Origin of the sequence: Streptomyces sp. NBC_00597, from assembly GCF_041431095.1 — a bacterium.
Lineage (GTDB): Bacteria > Actinomycetota > Actinomycetes > Streptomycetales > Streptomycetaceae > Streptomyces.
Map to the genome: position 1 here is coordinate 3,728,336 of NZ_CP107757.1, position 20,597 is coordinate 3,748,932.

The following is a 20,597-nucleotide window of genomic DNA, read 5'->3' on the forward strand; positions in this document are numbered from 1 at the left end:
GAGCAGGAACGGAATCAGGAGCGGAGGATGCGGGAACGGCAATCGACACAGTCTTCCCCTTCGGGCCAGCGACCCAGGTGCCCGTGAGTACCGGGGAATCCTAACCGCCTCGAACACTCAGACCACCGCCGCCTTCTGAGTATCCATCAGCGGGAGGTCCACCTTGACGACCCGCCGGAACGCCGCCGTCCCCCGGTTCAGGTCGTGGCCGATGGCGGTCGCGTCGATCTCCGCCGAGAACCACCCCTTGCCCTCACCGTCGGGCGGGTCCGCCCGCACCCGCAGCCTCCCGTGCACCACCAGTGGCTCCCCCACCGCGACGGAGCCGGCCAGGTTCACCGCGAGCGTGCGCCGCGCCCACACCGTGTAGAAGCTGGTGGACCCGTCCGTCCAGGCGTCCTTGCGCCGGTCGAAGTAGCGCGGCGTCACGGCGAACCGGAACCGCGCCGACGGCCCGTTCACCGTCTCCTTGTAGTCGATCTGCGTGGCCACGTGGCCGACCAGCGTCACCAGGGTGTCGTTCATCCCGGCAGCCCTCCCCCGCATCCGCACCTGCACCCGCACGGACCATCCGCACGAGGTACGAACCATGCTGGCGCGACCCCCCGGTCCCCGCTCCGGCCTGTGGACTACTCGCGGGTTGTGGACAACTTCGTCCCCCCTGCGGACACCGTCGCGTACTGCTCGCGCACCTCCCGGTAGCGCAGCAGCTCCGCGGCCACCGGCTCCAGCACGCGGGCCCGCCCGCAGCCGGCCGCCGCCTGCCGCAGCCGCCGCTCCGCGTCCTGCCCGTAGCGCCGCGCCGGACCGCGGGCCGCGATCGAGCAGGCCCACTCCACCAGCGGCCCGCCGACGATGCCCGCCACCATGAGCAGCACCGGCGGCATCAGGCGCGGCTCCAGCACCCCGGCGATCTGCCCGACCAGCCACAGCCCCCCGTAGATCTGCAGCAGCGTCATCGCCGCCTGCGCCAGCACCGCCACCGGCCACCACCGCGGCCGCGGCGGCTTGACGCTCGGCACCGTGACCGCCGACCCCAGCGTCACCGCGATCTCGTCCAACGCCTCCGGGAGCTGCTCGGCGCCGCGCACCGCGGTCTCCCGCACCGCCTGCGCCCAGGCGTCGGGCAACCCGTCGGCCGCCGCGTCGGCGACGGTCCGTACGGCCTGTTCGACCCGCTGGCGCGCGGTCACCTCCTCCTCGACCGCAGGCTCCGCGGTGACCGGGCCCCGGCCGCCGATCGCCGCCAGGGCGGCGAGCCCGGCCAGGGTGCGCGGGGCGCGCCGGTCCTCGTACCACCGCCACAGCCGCAGCCACGGGGTGCCGCACGCCTTCCCGGCGTTGCGGCGCCAAGCGCGCTCGGCGGCGAGTCCGGCCGCGTACGCCCCGACGGCCTCCGCGAGGCGGTCCTCGAACTCGGCGCGCGCCACCTCCCCGATCTCCGGCCCGGGATGGCCGTCGGCCACGTACAGCGGGCGCAGCCGCATGGCGGCCCGGTCGACGTCGGCGGCGATCCGCCGGGTCGCGGCGCCCTTCTCCTGGGTGAACTGTGCGAGGAGGTCGCGCAGTTCCCCGACGCCCTCGCCGGTCAGTGCGGACAGCCCGAGGACGGTGGCGCCGGGTTCGTCGTACTCGCCGAGGGCGATGCCGTCGTCGTCCAGCAGCCGCCGCAGGTCGTCCAGTACGAGGTCGGCGGACTCACCGGGCAGCCGGTCCACCTGGTTCAGCACGACGAAGGTCACCTCGGCGTGTCCGGCGAGCGGTCGCAGGTACCGCTCGTGCAGCACCGCGTCGGCGTACTTTTCGGGGTCGACCACCCACACCACCGCGTCGACGAGGGCGAGCACCCGGTCCACGTGCTCGCGGTGGGCGCCGACCGCGGAGTCCAGGTCCGGCAGGTCCACCAGGACCATCCCGCGCAGCGCCCCGGCCTCGGAGGTCTCGCGCGGCCGGCGGCGCAGCCTGCCCGGGATCTCCAGCCGGTCGAGCAGCCCGGCCGCTCCGTCGGACCAGCTGCAGGCGATGGGTGCGGCGGTCATGGGCCGGCGCAGCCCGGTCTCGGAAATCTGCACTCCTGCCAGTGAATTGAAGAGCGTGGACTTGCCGCTTCCGGTGGCTCCGGCGATGGCGACGACCGTGTGCTGCGAGGACAGTCCGCGCCGGGCGGCCGCCTCGTCCAGCACCCGGCCGGCCTCGGCGAGGGTCTTGCCGTCGAGGCGGGTCCGCGAGAGCCCGACCAGTTGGCGCAGTGCTTCGAGGCGGGTGCGCAGCGCCTGCCCCTCGGGGCTGAGCGGCGACGAAGGCGCCTTGCCCCCGTCGCTGCCGGCGCCGGAGACGGCGAGGACGAGCGCGTCGTCGTCCTCGTCTCTCCCGTCCTCGGTGTCGATCTCGCCCGCGCGGCGCGAGCGTGCGATGAATCCGTCGTCCCAGCGGTCGTCGGTGCGGTCGGTCACGGTGGTCACCGCGTCACCTCTCCTTCTGCAGTAGGGACAGCGCGGCGATCAGCTCGGCCTGCGGTTCCGGCGTGACTTCGAGCGCCTCCAACGGGGCCAGCCGCCGGTCCCGTTCGGCCCGCAGCACCTGCTCCAGGTGATCCGCGACCAGTTCGCCGCCGCGGTCGCGCAGCCTCACGGCGGCCTGTACGCCGATCCGCTCGGCGAGTTTCTCCCCGGCGGGCCGGGCCCGCTTGCCGCCGAGGAGGGCCGCGACGAGCAGGGCGGCGATCGCGTCGGGGTGGGGCGCGGGCTGCTTGTCGAGCCGGGCCACCTCCTCCTCGGCGAGTTCCTCCAGCACGCGCCGCCAGTGCCGTACGGCCACGCCGATGCGCTCCCCCGCCTCCCGGTCGGGCCCGGGCAGTTGCACGGCGCCGGCGGCCGGTTCGCGCCGCCAGGCCTGGGCGATGCGCTCGTCGGCGGCGGCCACCGCGCACTGGAGCAGCGCGGCGAGCGACTCGGCGAGGGAGTCGAGCAGTTCGTCGGCGCTCGTGTCGAGGGGGTAGCCGCGCCAGCGGGTCAGGGCGTCACCGGACAGTACGGCGCCCTGGTCGAGCCGGTTGCGGACCCGCTTGCCCTCCCGCTTGTACGCGTCCTCCACGGCCGAGGTCATCCGTACGGCGGCGGCGTGCTGGGCGGCCACGGCGGACGCCAGCTCGGGCATCCGGCGCCCGAGGGAGTCCAGTGCGCCGAGCGCGGTCCGCCCGACGGCGTGCTGCCGGGCGGCCGGGTCCTGCGCGTGGTGGGCGAGCCACGCGAACAGCGGGGCGACGGCGCTGGCGGGCAGCAGTCCGCCCCCGCCGGCCGATTCGGGCAGCTCGGGCACCGTGAACCGCGGGACGTCGCCCAGCCCGGCCCGATTGAGAAGGGCCCCGTACTGCCGCGAGACCTCGGCGAGCACCTGGTGCGGGACCCGGTCGAGGACGGTGATCAGGGTGGCCTTGTACTGCTTGGCGGTGCGCAGCAGGTGCCACGGGACGGCGTCGGCGTAGCGCGAGGCGGTGGTCACCATGACCCAGACGTCTGCGGCGCAGATGAGTTGGGCGGCGAGCGTCCGGTTCTCGACCACGAGGGAGTCGATGTCGGGGGCGTCGAGGATGGCGAGCCCGCGCGGCAGGCCGGCGACGGTCTCGATGCGCAGCTCACGGGTGGCCGCGGTGGTCCCGTACCCGCGGGGGGAGCCGCGGTGGGGTCCGGGGAACTGGTCGTCCTCGCCGGGCGGGGCCCAGACCCGCATCAGGTCGGGGAGCACCCGCATGCCGGCGAACCAGTGATGATCATCCGGATGGCAGACGAGCACGGGGATCCGGGTGGTGGGGCGCAGTACGCCGGCTTCACTCACCTGGCGCCCCACGAGCGAGTTGACGAGAGTGGACTTACCGGCCCCGGTGGACCCGCCTACGACGACGAGCAGCGGCGCCTCGGGCGCCTTCAGCCGGGGTACGAGGTAGTCGTCGAGCTGCGCCAGCAGCTCGGCTCTGGTCTGGCGGGCGCGCGGGGCGCCGGGCAGGGGCAGCGGCAGACGCACGGACGCGACCCGGTCGCGCAGGGCGGACAGGGCATCGAGCAGCTGAGGCCGAACATCCAAGGTCACCACATGCGAAGAATGCCCAATTTGGGGCCATTTTTGAAGCTTATACGCCCTCTGCGCGCCGATCGCGACTCCAGTGGGACCTTTTGGACACAGCGGACGAGTGGGGCGCAGGCATAACGAGTGCACAACACCAAGGGCGCCGCGGCGCAAAAGCGGTGCGAGAATCGCACCTGCCTGCGATTATCGGGACCGCTTCACCGAACCTCCACATCGTGGCACGCGGGTGAAGCAACCGGGACAAGGCAACCGGAGCCCTATCCTTGACCTGGCACGGACGACGGTCCCACCCCCATCCCGGGGCTCCAGGCCACCACGGCCACCTTCCGGCCCCCGTAGCTCAGTGGATAGAGCAGGTGCCTTCTAAGCACTTGGCCGCAGGTTCGAGTCCTGCCGGGGGCACTCACCGCCAGCCGCCTCAGCCCTCCCCCCGGGGAGGGCTTTCGTGCAGGTCAGAAGTCTTGCGGAGGAGTCCGCTCGCTACCGATCACACCTTCTCGGCGCCCGTCTTGCCGCCGACCCCACCTTCTCGGCGCCCGTTCGGTGCCGTTCGGGGGGTGCCTGCGGGAAGATGGGGGGATGACGGACGGATCCCGGGAGCGGGCGCGGTCGTTCAGCTCGGCGGCCCGGCGCTACGGAGAACATCGGCCTTCCTATCCGGAGGCGCTCCTCGATGCGCTGGAGGAGCTCGCCGGATTCGCGCTGGCCGGGGCGCGGGTCGCCGACGTCGGGGCCGGGACCGGGCTCGCGACCGGCCTGCTGCACGCCCGTGGGGCGCGGGTCGTCGCCGTGGAGCCGGGAGAGGGGATGGCCTTGGAGTTCCGTCGGCGCAACCCGCGGGTGCCGCTCGTACGGGGGGACGGGGACCGGCTGCCGTTCGCCTCCGGTTCCCTCGACCTCCTCGCGTACGCGCAGTCCTGGCACTGGACCGATCCGGCCCGTTCCGTTCCGGAGGCCCTGCGCGCGCTGCGGCCGGGCGGCGCGCTGGCCGTCTGGTCGAACGATCCGGACACCGGTGTCGGATGGATCGCCGACCAGCAGGCGCGCATCGAGAAGGACTTCGGCCCGGGCTGGTACATCAACGACCATCCGCGGTCACAGGGCGGCCTGGAGTTCACCACCCGACTGCTGCGCTGGTCGCGCCGGATCCCGGTCGGCGCCCATCTCGCCAAGCTGGCGACGCACTCCCTCTTCTTGATCGGCGCACCCGGTACGGACGACTTCCTCGCAGCCGAGCGCGACCGGCTCCGCGCGATGTTCCCGGGGGGAACGATCGAGGAGCACTACGTGGTCGACCTCAGGCTCGCCCGCGCGCCGGGGGCCTAGGCGGCGGGGGCGTCCTGCGGCACGTCCTGCGGGGAGACGCCGAAGGCCTTGACGGCCTGGTAGTAGGTCCAGGCGGTGCTGTCGCAGGAGCCCTTCTTGACGCCCGAGTACGCCGAGCAGACCCGCTTGAGGTCCGCGTAGAGGGCGTCGTCCAGCCGGGACTTGTTGGCCGTGAACGCTCCTGCGGCCTTGTAGTTGCGGTAGCCGAAGTCATGGCGGGCGCAGGATGTCTGGAAGGGGAACCCGAAGGGGTTGTCGGGCGAGGAGGAGCAGTAGTCCGTCGACCAGTCGAACCCGTACGCCGACCACTTGCCCTGGTTGCCGCGCGCAGCGACCCAGGCGTTGTAGCTGGTGGCGCTGGTCTGCGTCCAACCACCGAGGACCTGAGGCTTGTCGGCCGGGGCCGCCGACGCGGGAGACGCGACGACGAGCACACCGGCGGCGGCCGTGGATGCGAGGAGTGGAGCGAGACGACGGCGCATGGCATTCCTCCGGGACGGGGGTGGGGGGGGCCGCCCGGGTAACCCCCGGTACGGCGTCGGGTTCCACCGTCGGGGCACGTCCTATCGCCGCCCCTTAACGCCGCTATAACGGCTGCTCGCAGGCCTGGGTGGTGGGGTGACGAGGGGTCAGTGCCGCTGCTGGGTGCCGTTCCCGGCCGTGCGCCGGACCCGTGCCGGCCCGTGCTGGCCCGTGCTGGCCCGTGCCGACCTAGCGCCGGCCTCGTCCCGGGCGTCCGTCGTGCCGGATTCCGGGGCCCTTCGTAGTCGGGGCAGCCCTCAGGTAGGACGCCGTATCAGACTTCCGGCAGATATCGGGTTCGTCCTACGGAGGGACGCGCCGGGAGGCGCCGAGGCCGAGACTGGATCACATGAACCGCCGTCCCCTCGTCATCGCCGCCGCCACCGTGGGAGTCGTCGCCACCGCCGCTTTCGCGTTGCCCAACCTCCCGCCCAATCCGCTGACCGACTCCATCAACGACCAGGTCTTCAAGGAGAAGAGCAAGCACTTCGCGACCACCGCCGATGCGCCGACCCGCGGCAACCCGGCCTTCACGCTGCCGTCCTGGGTGCCCAAGGACGCCACCGACATACGCATACGCGCGCGTACGAGCGGCGAGGCCAGGCTGATCCGCTTCACGCTCGGAACGACCTCGCTGGACGGCCCGCAGTGCTCCGCCGGCGCGCCGAAGGACCTGGGCGGGCGACGGCGGCTGGACGCCAAGTGGTGGCCGCACGGCACCCGGGCCGAGGAGCGGCCCGAGTGCCGGGACTTCTACCAGTACCAGGTCGCGGTGCGCGGCAAGCGGGTCTACGCCTGGACCGACGGCACCCCGTCACCGGGGGCGAAGGCGGAGGACGGCGCTCCGGCGCCGGCCCACGCCCGCAGCCGCGGCTAGGGCCAAGACCTGGCCTGGGCCCGGGCCTGGTTCTAGGGGGTGAGTGCGGCGGCGGTGGCCTGGGCGAAGGCTTCCGGGTTGTCGAGCATGATGTTGTGCCCGCAGTCCGGGACGGGGACCACGGACACCCCGGCGCTCTCCAGGGCCTCGGCGCCGGCGAGGGGTCCGTCGGCCGCGGGCAGCAGGTAGCTGCGCGGGATCTTCAGCTCCAGCAGCAGCTCGCGCATGGTCGGGCTCGTGCCGGCCGCGAGGTGTACCGCCGTCCGGTGCAGGGCCGTACGGTCCGCCAGGCGCATGGTGGACCACCAGTGCGCGCCGACCCGGTCGCGCACCTCGGCCCAGCCACCGGCCAGGAACTCCTCCTCGGTGTAGGAGGCGATCCCGCTGCTGCCGGCGGTGCGCGGGACGATCGGCACCGGGTCCAGGTTGGCGTCGACCAGCACCAGCCGGGAGACCAGGCGGGGGTGGCGGTGGGCGAGCACGATGGCCACGGCGCCGCCCATGCTGTGGGCGATCAGCTCGGCGCCGGTGACACCGGCCGCGTCGAGGGCGGCGGCGAGGGTGTCGGCGTGCGCCTCCAGGGTGTACGGGAAGTTCTCGGGCCGGTCGCTGTGCCCGTGCCCCAGCAGGTCGACCAGGAGTGACCGGCGGCCGGCCAGCAAGGGGTGCACGGCGCTCGCGGCGAAGTAGGCGGGCGAGGTCGACCCCAGCCCGTGCACGTACACCCGGGCGGGCTCCTCCCCCGGCAGTTCGACCCAGCGGATCCGGTCATCTCCCGGCGTGACGGCGGCACTTCGCACCATGGGCTCCTTGATCGACGAGAGGACGAGAGTAACCAGGGCCGCAGCGGGCGCCTCGACTACCCTCGTCGGGTGAGTACGCATGTGAACCGACTCGGCGAGGACACCCCGCGGACAGGCCTGCTCCCGACGGGGACCGGCGTGACGGTCTGGTCCCTGGACACCACCCTCGACGTGGTCGGTGGCCACCGGGTCGACGAGGCGCTGCCGATCCTGGACGCGAACGAGCGGGACCGGGCCGGGCGGCTGGTGCGGGCCGGGGACCGGCACCGGTACCTCGCCTCCCACGTGGGGCTGCGGGTCCTGCTCGGCGGCTACCTGGGGATGGCTCCGCAGGACGTCTGCCTGGTCCGGGAGGACTGCCCGTGCTGCGACGGCCCGCACGGGAGGCCTGCGGTCGCGGGGGGCGCGGTGCAGTTCTCGCTCTCGCACAGCGACGACCTGGCGTACCTCGCGTTCGCGGGGGTGCCGGTCGGGATCGACGTGGAGGCCGTGCCGAGCGCGGCGGCGGTGAAGGACGTGCTGAACAGCCTGCACCCGGCGGAGACCGCGGAACTCTCCGCGCTGCCCGCGGCGCAGCGGCCGGAGGCACTCGGCCGCCTGTGGTCGCGCAAGGAGGCCTACTTCAAGGGCACGGGCACCGGCCTGGCCGAGGGCCTGGCCGAGCCGTACATCGGCTCGGGCCCCGGCCCCGCCGCCGTCCCCGGCTGGCGCCTCATCGACCTCCCGGCCCCACCGGCCTACGCGGCGGCCCTGGCCCTGCGCGTCTGACCCGGACCGGCCCCGGCCCCGGCACCGCGGCCGGGGCGTCCTCGGCCGGTCGCCGGCGCGCCGCCCGCCGGGCCGTTCGCCGCGCCGGGCCGAAATCACGGTCGCCGCTGGTCATACACGCCTATCGTGGCCGACATGGACATCCGCGCCGCCCGCACCGTCGCCGAACTCCAGGCCGCGGAGGGGCTCTTCGACGGCCCCGCCCCACTCGACCGGTCCGAGCGCTTCCTCGCCGCGCCGGGACACCTGATGCTCATCGCCTACGTCGACGGCATCCCCGCCGGCATGGTCTCCGGCGTCGAGATGAGCCACCCCGACAAGGGCACCGAGATGTGCCTGTACGAGCTCTCCGTCGACGAGGGCTACCGGCGCCGCGGCATCGGCCGGGCCCTGACCGAAGCGCTCGCCAACGAGGCCAGGGCGCGCGGCTGTTACGGCATGTGGGTGGGGGTCGACACCGACAACGAGGCCGCCCTGGCCACGTACGCCGCCGCCGGGGCCCGCGACGAGGGTGTCTTCGCGATGCGCGGCTGGCCCCTCTCCGGCTAATCCCTCCGGCGGCGTGTCGTGCGCCCAGTCGGCGCACCCTCCGCGCGCCCGGCCCGTGGCTCGCCGAGCATCGGCCGCATGACCGCACTCACCGCGCTGCTTCCGGCCGCCGCCCTGTTGGCGGCGGCCACTGCCCTGCCGCCGCACCCCGCACTCGCCGCCGCCGACCGCGCCGATGCCGCCACCGCCCCGTACGTCGTGGTCCTGAAGGACAACAGCTCCCGCGCCCCGAACCGTGCTGCGCTGGCCGCCGAGGCAGAGGCCTCCGGGGACAGGGTCGGGGCCGTCTACGACACCGTCATCAGCGGCTTCGCCGTCCGTACCACCGCCGCCCGCGCCGCGGCGCTCGCCGCTGACCCCCGGGTGGCCTCGGTGGAGCCGGACTCCGAGTTCCGGATCAGCGACGCGCAGAGCCCGGCGCCCTGGCCGCTCGACCGGATCGACCAGAGCGAGCTCCCGCTCGACGGCTCGTACACGTACGCCACCACCGCGCAGGGGGTCACCGCGTACGTCGTGGACACCGGGATCAACACCGCCCACCAGGAATTCGGGGGCCGGGCACGGGTCGGCTACAACGGGGTGTTCCTGGAGAGCTCGGGCGACTGCAACGGCCACGGAACGCACGTCGCGGGAACCCTGGGCGGGGCGACGTACGGGGTCGCGAAGGGGGTGTCCCTCGTCGGGGTCAAGGTCGCCAACTGCAAGGGGTCCGCGACCCTGACGTCCATCCTGGGCGGCCTGGAGTGGATGGTGAAGGACGCCGCCAAGGCTCCCGGCACCCCCGCCGTGGCCAACATGAGCATGGGCGGCACCCGCAGCTCCTCCCTGGACACGGCGGTGACGCGGGCGGTCGCCGCCGGGATCACCTTCACCGTGGCCGCCGGGAACGCTGCCGACGACGCCTGCACCGGCTCCCCCGCCGCCGTGCCCGCCGCGGTCACCGTCGGCGCGGCCGACGCCGCGGACCAGTGGGCTCCGTTCTCCAGTTACGGCCGCTGCGTGGACCTCGTCGCGCCGGGCGTGTCCGTGACCTCGGCCTGGAAGGGCTCGACGACCGCCCTCGCCCGCGCCTCCGGCACCTCCATGGCGGCCCCGCACGCGGCGGGCGTCGCCGCGCTGATCCTCGCCGAAGGCCTCGCGGCGGGCGGTACCGCGAAGACGCCCGCGGAGGTGTCCGACGCGCTGGTGCGGGGCGCCGTGCCGAGCCGCCTCACCGGCGTCCCGACCGGCACGGCCAATCTCCTCCTGCACGCCCCGCCGGCCGCCCGCTAAGGGCACCGGTCCGGTGGCCGCCGGGCAGCGGGGCCGCCGGCCACCCGCCGCCCGGCCACCCGGCCACCCGGCGCCGGTCGACGGCGGGCCCTGCCCGCTCCCCTCCCGGACCGCCGCACCGCCGCGCCGCCGCGCCGCCGGACCAACCGCACCGCCCCACGGCCGCACCGCCGCACTCCCTGATCACCGCCCACCCGCGCCCGATCCGCGGATCACCGGACTGCCAGGTCAGCCACCTGCCGGCACCCCACCCATCCCATCCGCCCCGCACCCCGACAGACCCGGCCTGATGGGACATCAATTTCTGTGTGCTTCGGGCGAAAGCAAGTCATTGACTTCTCAACACCGCGACGCGTCAATGTCGGCCACCGCACCGGCTCGGCCTCCCCCACACAGCGGGTGGGGGGAGGGGTTCGTCTGACGAAGGAGTCGCGACCCAGTGAGTACAACGTTCCGACGAAGAGTTCTGGCCGGGGCGGGCGCCCTGTCCCTCGCGCTGGCGGGCGGCGTAGTGAGCCTGACCGGCACCGCTCAGGCGGCGACCGTGACCACCCCCGTCTTCGAGAACTGCGACGCCCCTGCTCCGCAGCCGGACGGTTCGGGCAACCAGAACTACACGATCACCGTGCCCGATCACGCCAAGGCCGGGGACGTCGTGCCGATCACGATCGACCCGGGTGCGAGCCCGCTGATCCCCGGCTTCTCCGTCACCACGGTGAACACCACCAAGATCACCCTCAAGGTGGGGGCGACCACCCAGGTGGTCACCAGCCCGCCCGAGACCGTCAGTGTCGTCGCCGGCACCCCGCTCGACCCCAAGGCCTTCTCCGGAACCATCAAGGTCCCGGACGGCACGGAGGGCACCGCGGTCGACGTCAAACTCGACCTGGCGGTCACGGACGCGGACCTCAGCGGTTCGGTGTTCACCACCACCTGCACACCTGCGCCCCGACCCAGCGCCACCCTCGGCTCGGTCGCCGTCGAGGCCCTGCCGAAGGACCCGGTCACCACCAAGCTGACGCCCAACAGCGGCAAGGCCGGTACGGCCGTCGTCGTGGGCGGCGCGAACTTCCCGGCGGGCCCGGTCACCTGTTCCGCCCTCCTTGCGGGTGCGGCCACCGGTGACACCGGTAGCGGTACGGCGGACGCGTCCGGCGCCGCCACCTGCAACATCACCGTGAGCAAGAAGGCCGACGCCATCAAGATCGACGGCTCGGTGACCCCGTACAAGTCCTTCGTGTACCTGGAGGACCAGGCAGGCGTGAAGAACCCGGTCGACATCGAGGTCCTCCCCGGCCCGCTGGCGCTCGGCCCGAAGGACGGCCAGCCGGCCGTCGCCTTCCCCTCGGTCACCATCAACGGCAAGGCCCAGTCGGTGGTCGGCGTGTTCAACGCCGCGACCATCCAGGACTTCCGCGGCGGCACGCTCGGCTGGGACGTGACGGCGACCCGTACGCCGTTCCTGAACCAGGCGACCGGTCACTCGATGGCGAAGGCGCAGATCGGCATCCAGCCGTCCTGCACCGTGACCAACCCGGACAGCCCGAGCACCTGCACCGCGGGCACGCCCGGCGCGATCTCCGAGACCCCGATGAAGGTGGCCTCGCAGGCCGCCGGCGGGGACGAGCTGACCGGCGGTGAGTTCGCCGTCGGCGGCGCCGGGATGATCCAGCTCCCGCCGTTCATGTTCGCCGACACCTACCAGACGGTCGTCACCTTCTCGATCGCCTGACCCGGCAGGAGTAGCGCCATCCCAGGGTGGTGCGGCGCCACGGTGCCGCACCACCCCTTCGCCGTCCCACTCCTTGCCGCGCCCCCGTGCCCCCATGCCCCGCGCCCGCGCGCCCGCACCCCCGTGCCCCCCGTGCCCCCCGTGCCCCCCGCGCCGACTGGAGAACCGCCCATGCACCCCCGTCCCCGCCGCTCCCGCGTCTTCGCGTACGGTCCGCTGCTCGCCCTGGTGCTGCTGCTCGCGGGCCTGCTCCTGCCCGCCGCGACGGCGACGGCCGCGGACAACGGCACCTGGGGGGTGTTCCCGACGCCCCCCGCCGGCGCGCCGATGACCGACCGCGCGTACTTCTTCCACCAGGGCGCGGCCGGGACCACGATCAGCGACAGCGCGACGATCCTCAACTCCTCCGACAAGGAACTGACCTTCCAGGTCTTCGCCACCGACGCGGTGAACACCCCGGTCGGCGGCGCCTTCGCCCTGCTGCCGGTGGACCAGAAGCCCAAGGACGTGGGCGCGTGGATCGCACTGGCGCCCGAGGCCGCGACCACCGTGACCGTGCCGCCCAAGGGCCGCAAGGACGTCCCGTTCACCGTGAAGGTCCCCCAGGACGCGACGCCCGGCGACCACGTCGGAGGGATCGTCGCCCTCAACACGGCCGTGGAGGGCATCCGGCAGGAGGGCAAGGTCCAGGTCGGGGTGAAGCGGCAGGTCGGCTCGCGGATGTACTTCCGGGTGCCGGGTCCGGTGACGCCGGGGCTGAGCGTGGAGGACGTGAAGGTCAGCCGGTCCGCACCGCTGTTGCCGTGGGTCAAGGAGGCCCGCGCCACGGTCTCGTACACGCTGGTCAACCGGGGCAACGTGGTCGTCGAGCCCGAGGTGGCGGTGTCCGCGAAGGGGTTGTTCGGCCGTACGGTACTGGACCGGCCTGCCCGTGAACTGAAGCTGGTGCTGCTGCCCGGCCAGCGGGTGCAGCTGACCGAGCCGTGGGCGGACGCACCGCAGTCCGACTGGGTCACCGTACGGATCTCGGCCGGGGCCACGGCCCATCCGGACCTGGCCCCGCAGTCCGAGGCGGAGTTCATCGCCGTGCCGTGGCCCGCCGTCGGCGTGCTGCTCGTCCTGGCGGGCGCCGTGATCACCCTGCTGGTCCTGCGGCGCCGCCGCGCCCGGTCGTCCGCGGTCGACGGCGAACGGGCCGAGCTCACTGCGGACTTGGCCGGAACCCGTTGACCGGCGAGGGTGTCCGCCGGGCGGGAACGGAGCTCGCCCCCCGCGTGAGGGTGCGGGGGGCGAGCCGGTCCTGAGGTCCTGCGTGAGGTCCTGCGTGAGGTCAGTGGTTGCGGGGGAAGCCCAGGTCCACGCCGATGTGGCCTTCCGACGGGTCCGGCCAGCGGGTCGTGACGACCTTGCCGCGCGTGTAGAAGTGGATGCCGTCGTTGCCGTAGACGTGGTGGTCGCCGAAGAGGGAGTCCTTCCAGCCGCCGAAGGAGTGGTAGCCCACCGGCACCGGGATCGGCACGTTGACGCCGACCATGCCCGCCTCGATCTCCAGCTGGAAGCGGCGGGCGGCGCCGCCGTCGCGGGTGAAGATCGCCGTGCCGTTGCCGAACGGCGAGGCGTTGATCAGCGCCACGCCCTCCTCGTAGGTCTCGGCGCGCAGCACGCACAGCACCGGCCCGAAGATCTCGTCGCGGTAGGCGTCGGAGTCGGTCTTGACGTTGTCGAGGAGCGAGAGGCCGATCCAGTGGCCCTTCTCGAAGCCGTCGACCGTGTACCCCGTGCCGTCGAGGACCACGTCGGCGCCCTGGTCCGCGGCACCCTTCACGTACGAGGCGACCTTGTCGCGGTGGGCGGCGGTGATCAGCGGGCCCATCTCGGACGCCGGGTCGTTGCCCGGGCCGATCTTGATCTTCTCGGCGCGCTCGCGGATCTTCTCGACCAGCTCGTCGCCGATGGCGCCGACGGCGACGACCGCGGAGATCGCCATGCAGCGCTCGCCGGCCGAGCCGTAGGCGGCCGAGACCGCCGCGTCGGCGGCCGCGTCCAGGTCGGCGTCCGGCAGCACCAGCATGTGGTTCTTGGCGCCGCCCAGGGCCTGGACCCGCTTGCCGTTGGCGGAGGCGGTGGTGTGGATGTGGCGGGCGATCGGCGTGGAGCCGACGAAGGAGACCGCGGAGATGCCGGGGTGGGCGAGCAGCGCGTCGACGGCGACCTTGTCACCGTGGACGACGTTGAGCACACCGGCGGGCAGACCGGCCTCGGAGGCCAGTTCGGCCAGCTTGTTGGCGGCCGACGGGTCCTTCTCGCTCGGCTTGAGGATGAAGGTGTTTCCGCAGGCCACGGCCAGCGGGAACATCCACATCGGCACCATCGCCGGGAAGTTGAACGGGGTGATGCCGGCGACCACGCCGAGCGGCTGGCGGATGGCGGCGACGTCGACCCGGTTGGAGACGGAGGTCGACAGCTCGCCCTTGAGCTGGGTGGTGATCCCGCAGGCCAGCTCGACGATCTCCAGGCCGCGGGCGACCTCGCCCAGCGCGTCCGAGTGGACCTTGCCGTGCTCGGCGGTGATCAGCTCGGCGATGGCATCTCGGTTGGCGTCGAGCAGGGCGCGGTAGGCGAACAGCACCTTGGTGCGGGCGGCCAGCGAGGACTGGCCCCAGGTCTGGAACGCCTCCTGGGCGATCCGTACCGCCGCGTCGACCTCATCGGCGGACGCGAGGGCGACCTGCGTGGTGACCTCGCCGGTGGCCGGGTCGGTGACCGGGCCGTAGTTGCCCGACGCGCCCTCGACGGTCTTGCCACCGATCCAGTGGTGGACGGTCTTCATGCCTATTGCTCCTTCACAGATGGCGACGTCGCTGCGCGGCTTGCCGGTCGTACTCTTCGCGGGCCGCGTTCGCGGACGCACGGGTCGCGGTCTCGGCCACAGGAACATCCCACCACGCCTGTGCCGGGGGCGGGCCCGACACAGTGTCGGGTGTTCGGGTCTGTGCGTAGACACATGTGGGGCGGTCTGCCTCACGCGCTTCGGCGAGGGCTTTCCGCAGGTCACCGATGGTGCGGGTGCGGATCACGGCCATTCCGAGGGAGGCTGCGTTGGCTGCGAGGTCCACCGGCAGGGGTGCGCCGGTGTACGAACCGTCGTCCGCCCTGAAGCGGTACGCGGTTGCGAAGCCCTCGCCGCCCACGGCCCCCGAGAGGCCGCCGATGGAGGCGTAGCCGTGGTTGTCGAGGATCACCACCTTGATCGGGACGCCCTCCTGCACGGCCGTGACGATCTCGGTCGGGTTCATCAGGTACGTCCCGTCGCCGACCAGCGCCCACACGGGGCGACCGGGGGCGGCGAGCGCGGTGCCGATCGCCGCCGGGATCTCGTAGCCCATGCAGGAGTACCCGTACTCCACGTGGTACTGGTCGGCCGCGCGGGTCCGCCACAGCTTGTGCAGGTCGCCGGGGAGGGAGCCGGCGGCGTTGATCAGGATGTCGTCGGCGCCGACCAGCTCGTCGAGCAGCCCGAGCACCTGGACCTGCGTCGGGGCGGCGTCTTCGTCGGGGGCCGCCCAAGCCTGGTCGACCAGGTGCTCCCAGTTCCGTTTCCTTTCTTTGTACGTCGTCTCGTACGCGGGGTCCACGCGGTACCCGGCAGTCTCTTCCCGGAGGTCTTCCAGGCCCACCCTCGCGTCGCAGACCAGCGGCCGGGCGGCGAGTTTGTGGGCGTCGTACGGGTCGAGGTTGAGCCCGAGGAAGCGGACGGCGGGGTTCTGGAAGAGGGTCGAGGAGGCGGTGGTGAAGTCCGTCAGCCGGGTCCCGGCGGCGATGACCAGGTCGGCGCCGCGGGCCAGCTCGTCGGCGGTGGCCGTGCCGGTGTGCCCGATGCCACCGACATCGGCGGGGTGGTCGTACGGGAGCGCCCCCTTGCCCGCTTGTGTGGAGGCCACCGGGATCCCGGTGGCCCCCGCGAATTCCGCCAGCGCGGCCTGGGCCCCGCTGTGCCGGATCCCGCCGCCGGCGATGATCAGCGGGCGCGCGGAGCCCCGTACGGCCTCGGCGGCCCGTGCGAGCTCGTCCCGGTCGGGTCCGGGCCGGCGCACCCCCCACACCCGCTCGGCGAAGAACTCGGGCGGCCAGTCGTGGGCCTCGGCCTGGACGTCCTGGGGCAGCGCGAGGGTCACCGCGCCGGTCTGGACGGGGTCGGTGAGCACCCGCATGGCCTGGAGGGCGGCCGGGATCAGGGCCTCGGGCCGGGTGATCCGGTCGAAGTGGCGGGAGACGGGCCGCAGGGTGTCGTTGACGGAGACGTCGCCGGCGTAGGGCACCTCCAGCTGTTGGAGCACGGGATCGGCGGGCCGGGTGGCGAAGGTGTCGCCGGGCAGGAGGAGTACGGGAATCCGGTTGATGGTGGCGAGGGCGGCCCCGGTGACGAGGTTGGTGGCGCCCGGCCCGATCGAGGTGGTGACGGCGTGGGCCGAGAGCCGCTCGCACTGGCGGGCGTACCCGACGGCGGCGTGCACCATGGCCTGCTCGTTGCGCCCCTGCAGGAACGGCATCCCTCGCGGGCCGCTCTCCAGGAGGGCCTGCCCGATGCCGGCGACGTTCCCGTGCCCGAAGATCCCCCAGGTTGCGGCGATCAGCCTGCGGCGACGGCCGTCGCGCTCGGTGTACTGCTGCGCGAGGAAGCGGACGAGGGCCTGCGCGACGGTGAGCCTCATCGGGTCTCGTCCTCCGCTCGGTGGAAGGGCAGCCTGGGGTCGGCGTCCTGACCGGTCCAGGTGTCCCGGATCCAGGCGTGGTCGGGGTGGTCCCGGATCAGCCACTCCCGGGGCCGGCCTGGAGGGCCGGCCATGACGTTGAGGTAGTACATGTCGTGGCCGGGCGCCGCGATGGACGGGCCGTGCCAGCCGTCCGGGATGAGCACCGCGTCCCCGGTCCTCACCTCGGTGAGGACGTCGGTCTTCCCGGCCGGGGAGGGGGTGACACGCTGGTAGCCGAAGCCGGGCGTGTCGCCGTGCGGGGCGATCTCGAAGTAATAGACCTCTTCGAGGCAGGACTCCCGACCGGGGAGGAACTCGTCGTGCTTGTGGGGCGGGTAAGAGGACCAGTTCCCGCCGGGCGTGAGCACTTCGACGGCGATGAGGCGGTCGCAGTCGAAGACGTCCGCGGCGGCGAAGTTGTTGACCTGACGAGTGCACTGGCCGGCCCCGCGGATCTCCACCGGGACGTCCCGGGCGGCCCCGTACCGGGCCGGGAGCGCGATCTCGCACCGCGCCCCGACGAGCGCGAACCGCCCCCCGGCGGCGGACCCGATCTCGGCCCGCCCGTCGCGGGGCAGGTACGCGAAGTCGGTGACGGCCGTGAACACGCTCTCGCGCCCCCGCAGTTCGAACACCGGGGCGGGCGGTCCGCCGACGGGATCCGCGCAGCGGACCGTGCACCCCCCGACCAGCGGGAGGACGATCCACTCCCGGTCCCCGCACGTGTGCGCGTACGTCTCGCCCGGGGCGAGCTCCAGCACTCGCAGCGCGGCGAACTCCATCTCGTGGGAAGCGGTCGGCGTCACGGCTCCAGCACCTCTTCCACTTCCTTGGCGTACGGCATCGCCGCCGAGCACGCCAGCCGCGAAGCCACGATCGCCCCCGCCGCGTTGGCGAAGCGCAGCACCCGCTCCAGGTCCCAGCCCGCCAGCAGCCCGTGGCACAGCGCCCCACCGAAGGCGTCCCCCGCGCCGAGCCCGTTCACCACCTGCACCGGGACGGGCGCGGCCTGCGCCACCGTTCCGTCCCGCCGCATCGCCAGTACCCCGTCCGGCCCCCGTTTCACCACCGCCAGCTCGACCCCGGCCTCCAGCAGCGCCCGTGCCGCGGCCCGTGGGTCGCTCTCACCGGTCGCGATCGCGCACTCCTGGACGTTGCCGACGGCCACCGTGGCGAGGCCCAGTGCCTGCGCGTACGGCTTCCCCGGTTCCTCCTGCCACAGCATCGGCCTCCAGTCGAGGTCGAAGACCGTGATCCCGGACTTCGAGCGCGCCTCCAGCGCGGCGAGGGTCGCGGAGCGGCTCGGCTGTGCGCTCAGGCCCGTGCCCGTCATCCAGAACACCCGTGCGGCCCGTACCGCGGCCAGGTCCAGCTCCTCCGGTTCGATCTCCAGGTCGGGGGCCTTCGGCAGCCGGTAGAAGTACAGCGGGAAGTCGTCCGGCGGGAAGATCTCGCAGAACGTCAGCGGGGTCGGGTACCGCGCCACCTCCCCGGCCCACCGGTCGTCGACTCCGAACCCGCGCAGCTCAGAGCGCAGATAGGCCCCGAAGGGGTCCGCCCCGGTCCGGGTGATCACAGCTACCTTCCGGCCCAGCCGGGCCGCTGCGACGGCGACGTTGGTGGGCGAGCCGCCCAGGAACTTCCCGAAGGTGTCCGCCTCCGCCAGCGGTACGCCCGTTCTCAGCGGGTAGAGATCCACCCCGATCCGCCCCATCGTGATCAAGTCGAACGCGACATCGTCCGCGGTGGTCACAGGCAGTCCTCCCTCTCGTCTCGCACCCTAAGGTGGCCGTCATGACGTCCTCCCCGCCCGCGTTGACCCGTATCCGCATCGGTTCGGCCCCGGACTCCTGGGGTGTCTGGTTCCCCGACGATCCGCTGCAGACCCCGTGGGACCGGTTCCTCGACGAGGTCGCCGACTCCGGATACGAGTGGATCGAGCTCGGCCCGTACGGCTATCTCCCCACCGACCCCGCGCGCCTCGCCGAGGAGACGGCCAAGCGGGGCCTGCGCGTCAGCGCCGGCACCGTCTTCACCGGACTCCATCACGGACCCGCCGTCTGGGCGGACACCTGGGAGCACGTGTCGCGGATCGCGGAGCTCACCCGGGCCACGGGGGCGGGCCACCTCGTCGTCATCCCGTCGTTCTGGCGCGACGACAAGACCGGCGAGGTGCTGGAGGACCGCGTCCTCACGCCCGCGCAATGGCGTGAACTGACCGAGCAGACCGAGCGGCTGGGGCGCGAGGTGCAGGACCGGTACGGCCTGCGGATCGTCGTCCACCCGCACGCGGACACGCACATCGACACCCCGGAGAACGTGGCGCGCTTCCTGGACGCCACCGACCCGGACCTGGTCTCCCTGTGCCTGGACACCGGGCACTACGCCTACTGCGGCGGCGACAGCGTCCAGGCCATCGAAACCTTCGGCGAGCGGATCGGCTACCTCCACCTCAAGCAGGTCGACCCGCGGATCCTCGCCGAAGTCGTCGCGGAGCAACTGCCGTTCGGCCCGGCCGTGGCCCGCGGCGTGATGTGCGAACCGCCGTCGGGGGTGCCCGCGCTGGAGCCCGTGCTCGCGGCCGCCCAGCGGCTCGGCGTGGACCTCTTCGCCATCGTGGAGCAGGACATGTACCCGTGCCCGCCCGACCGGCCGCTGCCGATCGCCCGCCGCACCCGCGCCTACCTGCGCTCCTGCGGCGCCCGCTGACTCCCCGGAGGGAAACACGACATGAGCACGCTGGGCATCGCCGTCATCGGGACGGGGAAGATGGGCGCCGACCACGTCCGCCGGATCGGGCGGACGGTCGGCGGGGCCCGGGTGGTGGCCGTGGCCGACCCGGACGGGGACCGGGTCAAAGCGGTCGCCGAGGCTCTGGACGGCGCGAGCGCGCACACGGACCCGGCGGCCGCGATAGCCGCACCCGGAGTCCAGGCCGTACTGATCGCCTCCCCGGGACCCGCCCATGAGGAGGCGATCCTGCACGCCCTGGGGCGGGAGCTGCCGGTGCTGTGCGAGAAGCCGCTGACCCCGGATCCGGAGGGGGCGTTGCGGGTGATGGAGGCGGAGCAGCGGCTGGGCCGACGCCTGGTGCAGGTGGGGTTCATGCGGCGGTTCGACACCGAGTACGAGCGGCTGAAGGAGCTGCTGGACGCGGGCGGGATCGGCCGGCCGCTGTTCCTCCACTGCCGGCACCGCAATGCCGCCTCGCCGTCCTCCTTCACCAGCGACATGCTGATCAGCGACTCGGTCGTGCACGAGGTCGACGCGGCGCGCTGGCTGCTCGGGCAGGAGATCACGGCGGTGTCCGTGCTCTCCCCGACACCGACCTCGGCGGCTCCGGAAGGGCTGCGCGATCCCCGACTGGTCCTGCTGGAGACCTCGGGCGGGGTGGTCATCGACGTGGAGATCTTCGTCAACTGCGGTTTCGGCTACGAGGTGCGCTGCGAGGCGGTGGGCGAGTCCGGGAGCGCCCAGATCGGTGAGGGGCAGGCGATGGTGGTCCGGTCCGCGGGCCGCCGCTACGACGAGATCGCCCAGGACTTCACCGTGCGCTTCGCCGACGCGTACGACCGCCAGCTGCGGCGCTGGGTGGCCGCGGCCGCGCGCGGTCGGGTGGCCGGGCCCGACGCCTGGGACGGTTACGCGGCGGCCGCGGTCTCCGCGGCGGGACTGGCCGCCGGGCGCACGGGCGTACGGACCCCGGTGGAGCTGGTGGACCGCCCGGCCCTGTACCTCTGAACCGCCGTACTGCTGAACCCCGGTACTGCTGAACCGCTGAACCGCTGAACCGCCGTCCAGGGGAGACCCGTTGTGCCGCATCTGTCACAGCGGTCACCCTTGTGTCACGCATATCCGCATTTCGCAGGTTTTCCGTCACAGCTGTTCAACAGCCCCTCCCCCGCCTTCAC

18 protein-coding genes and 1 tRNA gene are annotated in these 20,597 nt (G+C 73.1%); 10 read left to right on the forward strand and 9 right to left on the reverse strand.

What is annotated here, in order from left to right:
• Positions 1 to 117: 117 nt before the first annotated feature.
• The 3 genes from OG974_RS16595 to OG974_RS16605 all read right to left on the reverse strand — a co-directional run bounded on the left by OG974_RS16595 (position 118) and on the right by OG974_RS16605 (position 4,080).
• A complete protein-coding gene (locus OG974_RS16595) occupies positions 118 to 525 on the reverse strand; it encodes a single-stranded DNA-binding protein (protein ID WP_327283485.1) in 408 nt (135 codons plus the stop codon).
• 104 nt (positions 526 to 629) lie between these two features.
• On the reverse strand, positions 630 to 2,462 hold the full coding sequence (locus OG974_RS16600; RefSeq protein ID WP_327283486.1) for a GTPase: 1,833 nt from the start codon (positions 2,460 to 2,462) through the stop codon (positions 630 to 632).
• Positions 2,463 to 2,466: 4 nt separating this feature from the next.
• The gene (locus OG974_RS16605) at positions 2,467 to 4,080 is read right to left on the reverse strand and encodes a GTPase domain-containing protein (protein ID WP_327283487.1); all 1,614 of its coding nucleotides are present in this window, start codon (positions 4,078 to 4,080) and stop codon (positions 2,467 to 2,469) included.
• Between the two features lie 332 nt (positions 4,081 to 4,412).
• Between OG974_RS16605 and OG974_RS16610 the strand changes: the two genes are divergently transcribed.
• A tRNA-Arg gene (locus OG974_RS16610) sits at positions 4,413 to 4,485 on the forward strand.
• 177 nt (positions 4,486 to 4,662) lie between these two features.
• A complete protein-coding gene (locus OG974_RS16615) occupies positions 4,663 to 5,409 on the forward strand; it encodes a class I SAM-dependent methyltransferase (protein WP_327283488.1) in 747 nt (248 codons plus the stop codon).
• Here the strand turns inward: OG974_RS16615 and OG974_RS16620 are convergent.
• On the reverse strand, positions 5,406 to 5,891 hold the full coding sequence (locus OG974_RS16620; protein WP_327283489.1) for a phospholipase: 486 nt from the start codon (positions 5,889 to 5,891) through the stop codon (positions 5,406 to 5,408). The genes OG974_RS16615 and OG974_RS16620 overlap by 4 nt on opposite strands.
• Before the next feature lie 389 nt (positions 5,892 to 6,280).
• Here OG974_RS16620 and OG974_RS16625 point away from each other — a divergent pair, with 389 nt between their 5' ends.
• Positions 6,281 to 6,808, forward strand: coding sequence for a hypothetical protein (locus tag OG974_RS16625; RefSeq protein ID WP_327283490.1), 528 nt, complete (start codon positions 6,281 to 6,283; stop codon positions 6,806 to 6,808).
• Between the two features lie 32 nt (positions 6,809 to 6,840).
• Here the strand turns inward: OG974_RS16625 and OG974_RS16630 are convergent, their stop codons facing one another.
• Complete coding sequence (locus OG974_RS16630) at positions 6,841 to 7,608, reverse strand: alpha/beta hydrolase (protein ID WP_327285649.1); 768 nt, start codon at positions 7,606 to 7,608, stop codon at positions 6,841 to 6,843.
• A 72-nt stretch (positions 7,609 to 7,680) separates the two neighbouring features.
• Here OG974_RS16630 and OG974_RS16635 point away from each other — a divergent pair, with 72 nt between their 5' ends.
• The 5 genes from OG974_RS16635 (at position 7,681) to OG974_RS16655 (ending at position 13,162) form a co-directional block, all read left to right on the forward strand.
• Positions 7,681 to 8,379: a 4'-phosphopantetheinyl transferase superfamily protein gene (locus OG974_RS16635; protein WP_371643588.1), complete on the forward strand. Its 699-nt coding sequence runs from the start codon at positions 7,681 to 7,683 to the stop codon at positions 8,377 to 8,379.
• Between the two features lie 135 nt (positions 8,380 to 8,514).
• Positions 8,515 to 8,928, forward strand: a complete 414-nt coding sequence (locus OG974_RS16640) for a GNAT family N-acetyltransferase (protein ID WP_329313556.1) — start codon at positions 8,515 to 8,517, stop codon at positions 8,926 to 8,928.
• Positions 8,929 to 9,006: 78 nt separating this feature from the next.
• On the forward strand, positions 9,007 to 10,200 hold the full coding sequence (locus OG974_RS16645; protein WP_371643590.1) for a S8 family peptidase: 1,194 nt from the start codon (positions 9,007 to 9,009) through the stop codon (positions 10,198 to 10,200).
• A gap of 439 nt (positions 10,201 to 10,639) precedes the next feature.
• Positions 10,640 to 11,932 (forward strand): hypothetical protein, encoded by a 1,293-nt coding sequence (locus tag OG974_RS16650; RefSeq protein WP_327283494.1) that lies wholly within the window; start codon positions 10,640 to 10,642, stop codon positions 11,930 to 11,932.
• A gap of 171 nt (positions 11,933 to 12,103) precedes the next feature.
• Positions 12,104 to 13,162: a WxL protein peptidoglycan domain-containing protein gene (locus tag OG974_RS16655; protein WP_371643592.1), complete on the forward strand. Its 1,059-nt coding sequence runs from the start codon at positions 12,104 to 12,106 to the stop codon at positions 13,160 to 13,162.
• Positions 13,163 to 13,262: 100 nt separating this feature from the next.
• Here OG974_RS16655 and OG974_RS16660 read toward each other — a convergent pair whose 3' ends face one another.
• The 4 genes from OG974_RS16660 to iolC are packed head-to-tail and all read right to left on the reverse strand — an operon-like array spanning position 13,263 to position 18,400.
• A complete protein-coding gene (locus OG974_RS16660; protein ID WP_328762795.1) occupies positions 13,263 to 14,762 on the reverse strand; it encodes a CoA-acylating methylmalonate-semialdehyde dehydrogenase in 1,500 nt (499 codons plus the stop codon).
• Between the two features lie 13 nt (positions 14,763 to 14,775).
• Entirely contained in the window at positions 14,776 to 16,644 is a 1,869-nt protein-coding gene (gene iolD / locus OG974_RS16665; RefSeq protein WP_371643594.1) for a 3D-(3,5/4)-trihydroxycyclohexane-1,2-dione acylhydrolase (decyclizing), read from the reverse strand.
• Positions 16,641 to 17,468, reverse strand: a complete 828-nt coding sequence (iolB, locus tag OG974_RS16670) for a 5-deoxy-glucuronate isomerase (RefSeq protein ID WP_371646835.1) — start codon at positions 17,466 to 17,468, stop codon at positions 16,641 to 16,643. The genes iolD and iolB overlap by 4 nt, the downstream gene beginning before the upstream one ends.
• Positions 17,469 to 17,488: 20 nt before the next feature.
• Positions 17,489 to 18,400, reverse strand: coding sequence for a 5-dehydro-2-deoxygluconokinase (gene iolC / locus OG974_RS16675; protein ID WP_327285651.1), 912 nt, complete (start codon positions 18,398 to 18,400; stop codon positions 17,489 to 17,491).
• 80 nt (positions 18,401 to 18,480) lie between these two features.
• Here iolC and OG974_RS16680 point away from each other — a divergent pair, with 80 nt between their 5' ends.
• Together OG974_RS16680 and OG974_RS16685 are read left to right on the forward strand one after the other, a co-directional pair.
• The gene (locus tag OG974_RS16680) at positions 18,481 to 19,395 is read left to right on the forward strand and encodes a sugar phosphate isomerase/epimerase (protein WP_327283498.1); all 915 of its coding nucleotides are present in this window, start codon (positions 18,481 to 18,483) and stop codon (positions 19,393 to 19,395) included.
• Positions 19,396 to 19,416: 21 nt separating this feature from the next.
• Complete coding sequence (locus OG974_RS16685) at positions 19,417 to 20,427, forward strand: Gfo/Idh/MocA family oxidoreductase (protein WP_327283499.1); 1,011 nt, start codon at positions 19,417 to 19,419, stop codon at positions 20,425 to 20,427.
• Positions 20,428 to 20,597 lie beyond the last annotated feature (170 nt).

Bases quoted from the DNA above. Each gene is read 5' to 3' on its own strand.
- OG974_RS16595 (WP_327283485.1), bottom strand. From the start codon at position 525: ATGAACGACACCCTGGTGACGCTGGTCGGCCACGTGGCCACGCAGATC.
- OG974_RS16615 (WP_327283488.1), top strand. From the start codon at position 4,663: ATGACGGACGGATCCCGGGAGCGGGCGCGGTCGTTCAGCTCGGCGGCC.
- OG974_RS16620 (WP_327283489.1), bottom strand. From the start codon at position 5,891: ATGCGCCGTCGTCTCGCTCCACTCCTCGCATCCACGGCCGCCGCCGGT.
- OG974_RS16625 (WP_327283490.1), top strand. From the start codon at position 6,281: ATGAACCGCCGTCCCCTCGTCATCGCCGCCGCCACCGTGGGAGTCGTC.
- OG974_RS16640 (WP_329313556.1), top strand. From the start codon at position 8,515: ATGGACATCCGCGCCGCCCGCACCGTCGCCGAACTCCAGGCCGCGGAG.
- OG974_RS16645 (WP_371643590.1), top strand. From the start codon at position 9,007: ATGACCGCACTCACCGCGCTGCTTCCGGCCGCCGCCCTGTTGGCGGCG.
- OG974_RS16655 (WP_371643592.1), top strand. From the start codon at position 12,104: ATGCACCCCCGTCCCCGCCGCTCCCGCGTCTTCGCGTACGGTCCGCTG.
- OG974_RS16660 (WP_328762795.1), bottom strand. From the start codon at position 14,762: ATGAAGACCGTCCACCACTGGATCGGTGGCAAGACCGTCGAGGGCGCG.
- iolD (WP_371643594.1), bottom strand. From the start codon at position 16,644: ATGAGGCTCACCGTCGCGCAGGCCCTCGTCCGCTTCCTCGCGCAGCAG.
- iolB (WP_371646835.1), bottom strand. From the start codon at position 17,468: ATGGAGTTCGCCGCGCTGCGAGTGCTGGAGCTCGCCCCGGGCGAGACG.
- iolC (WP_327285651.1), bottom strand. From the start codon at position 18,400: ATGGGGCGGATCGGGGTGGATCTCTACCCGCTGAGAACGGGCGTACCG.
- OG974_RS16680 (WP_327283498.1), top strand. From the start codon at position 18,481: ATGACGTCCTCCCCGCCCGCGTTGACCCGTATCCGCATCGGTTCGGCC.
- OG974_RS16685 (WP_327283499.1), top strand. From the start codon at position 19,417: ATGAGCACGCTGGGCATCGCCGTCATCGGGACGGGGAAGATGGGCGCC.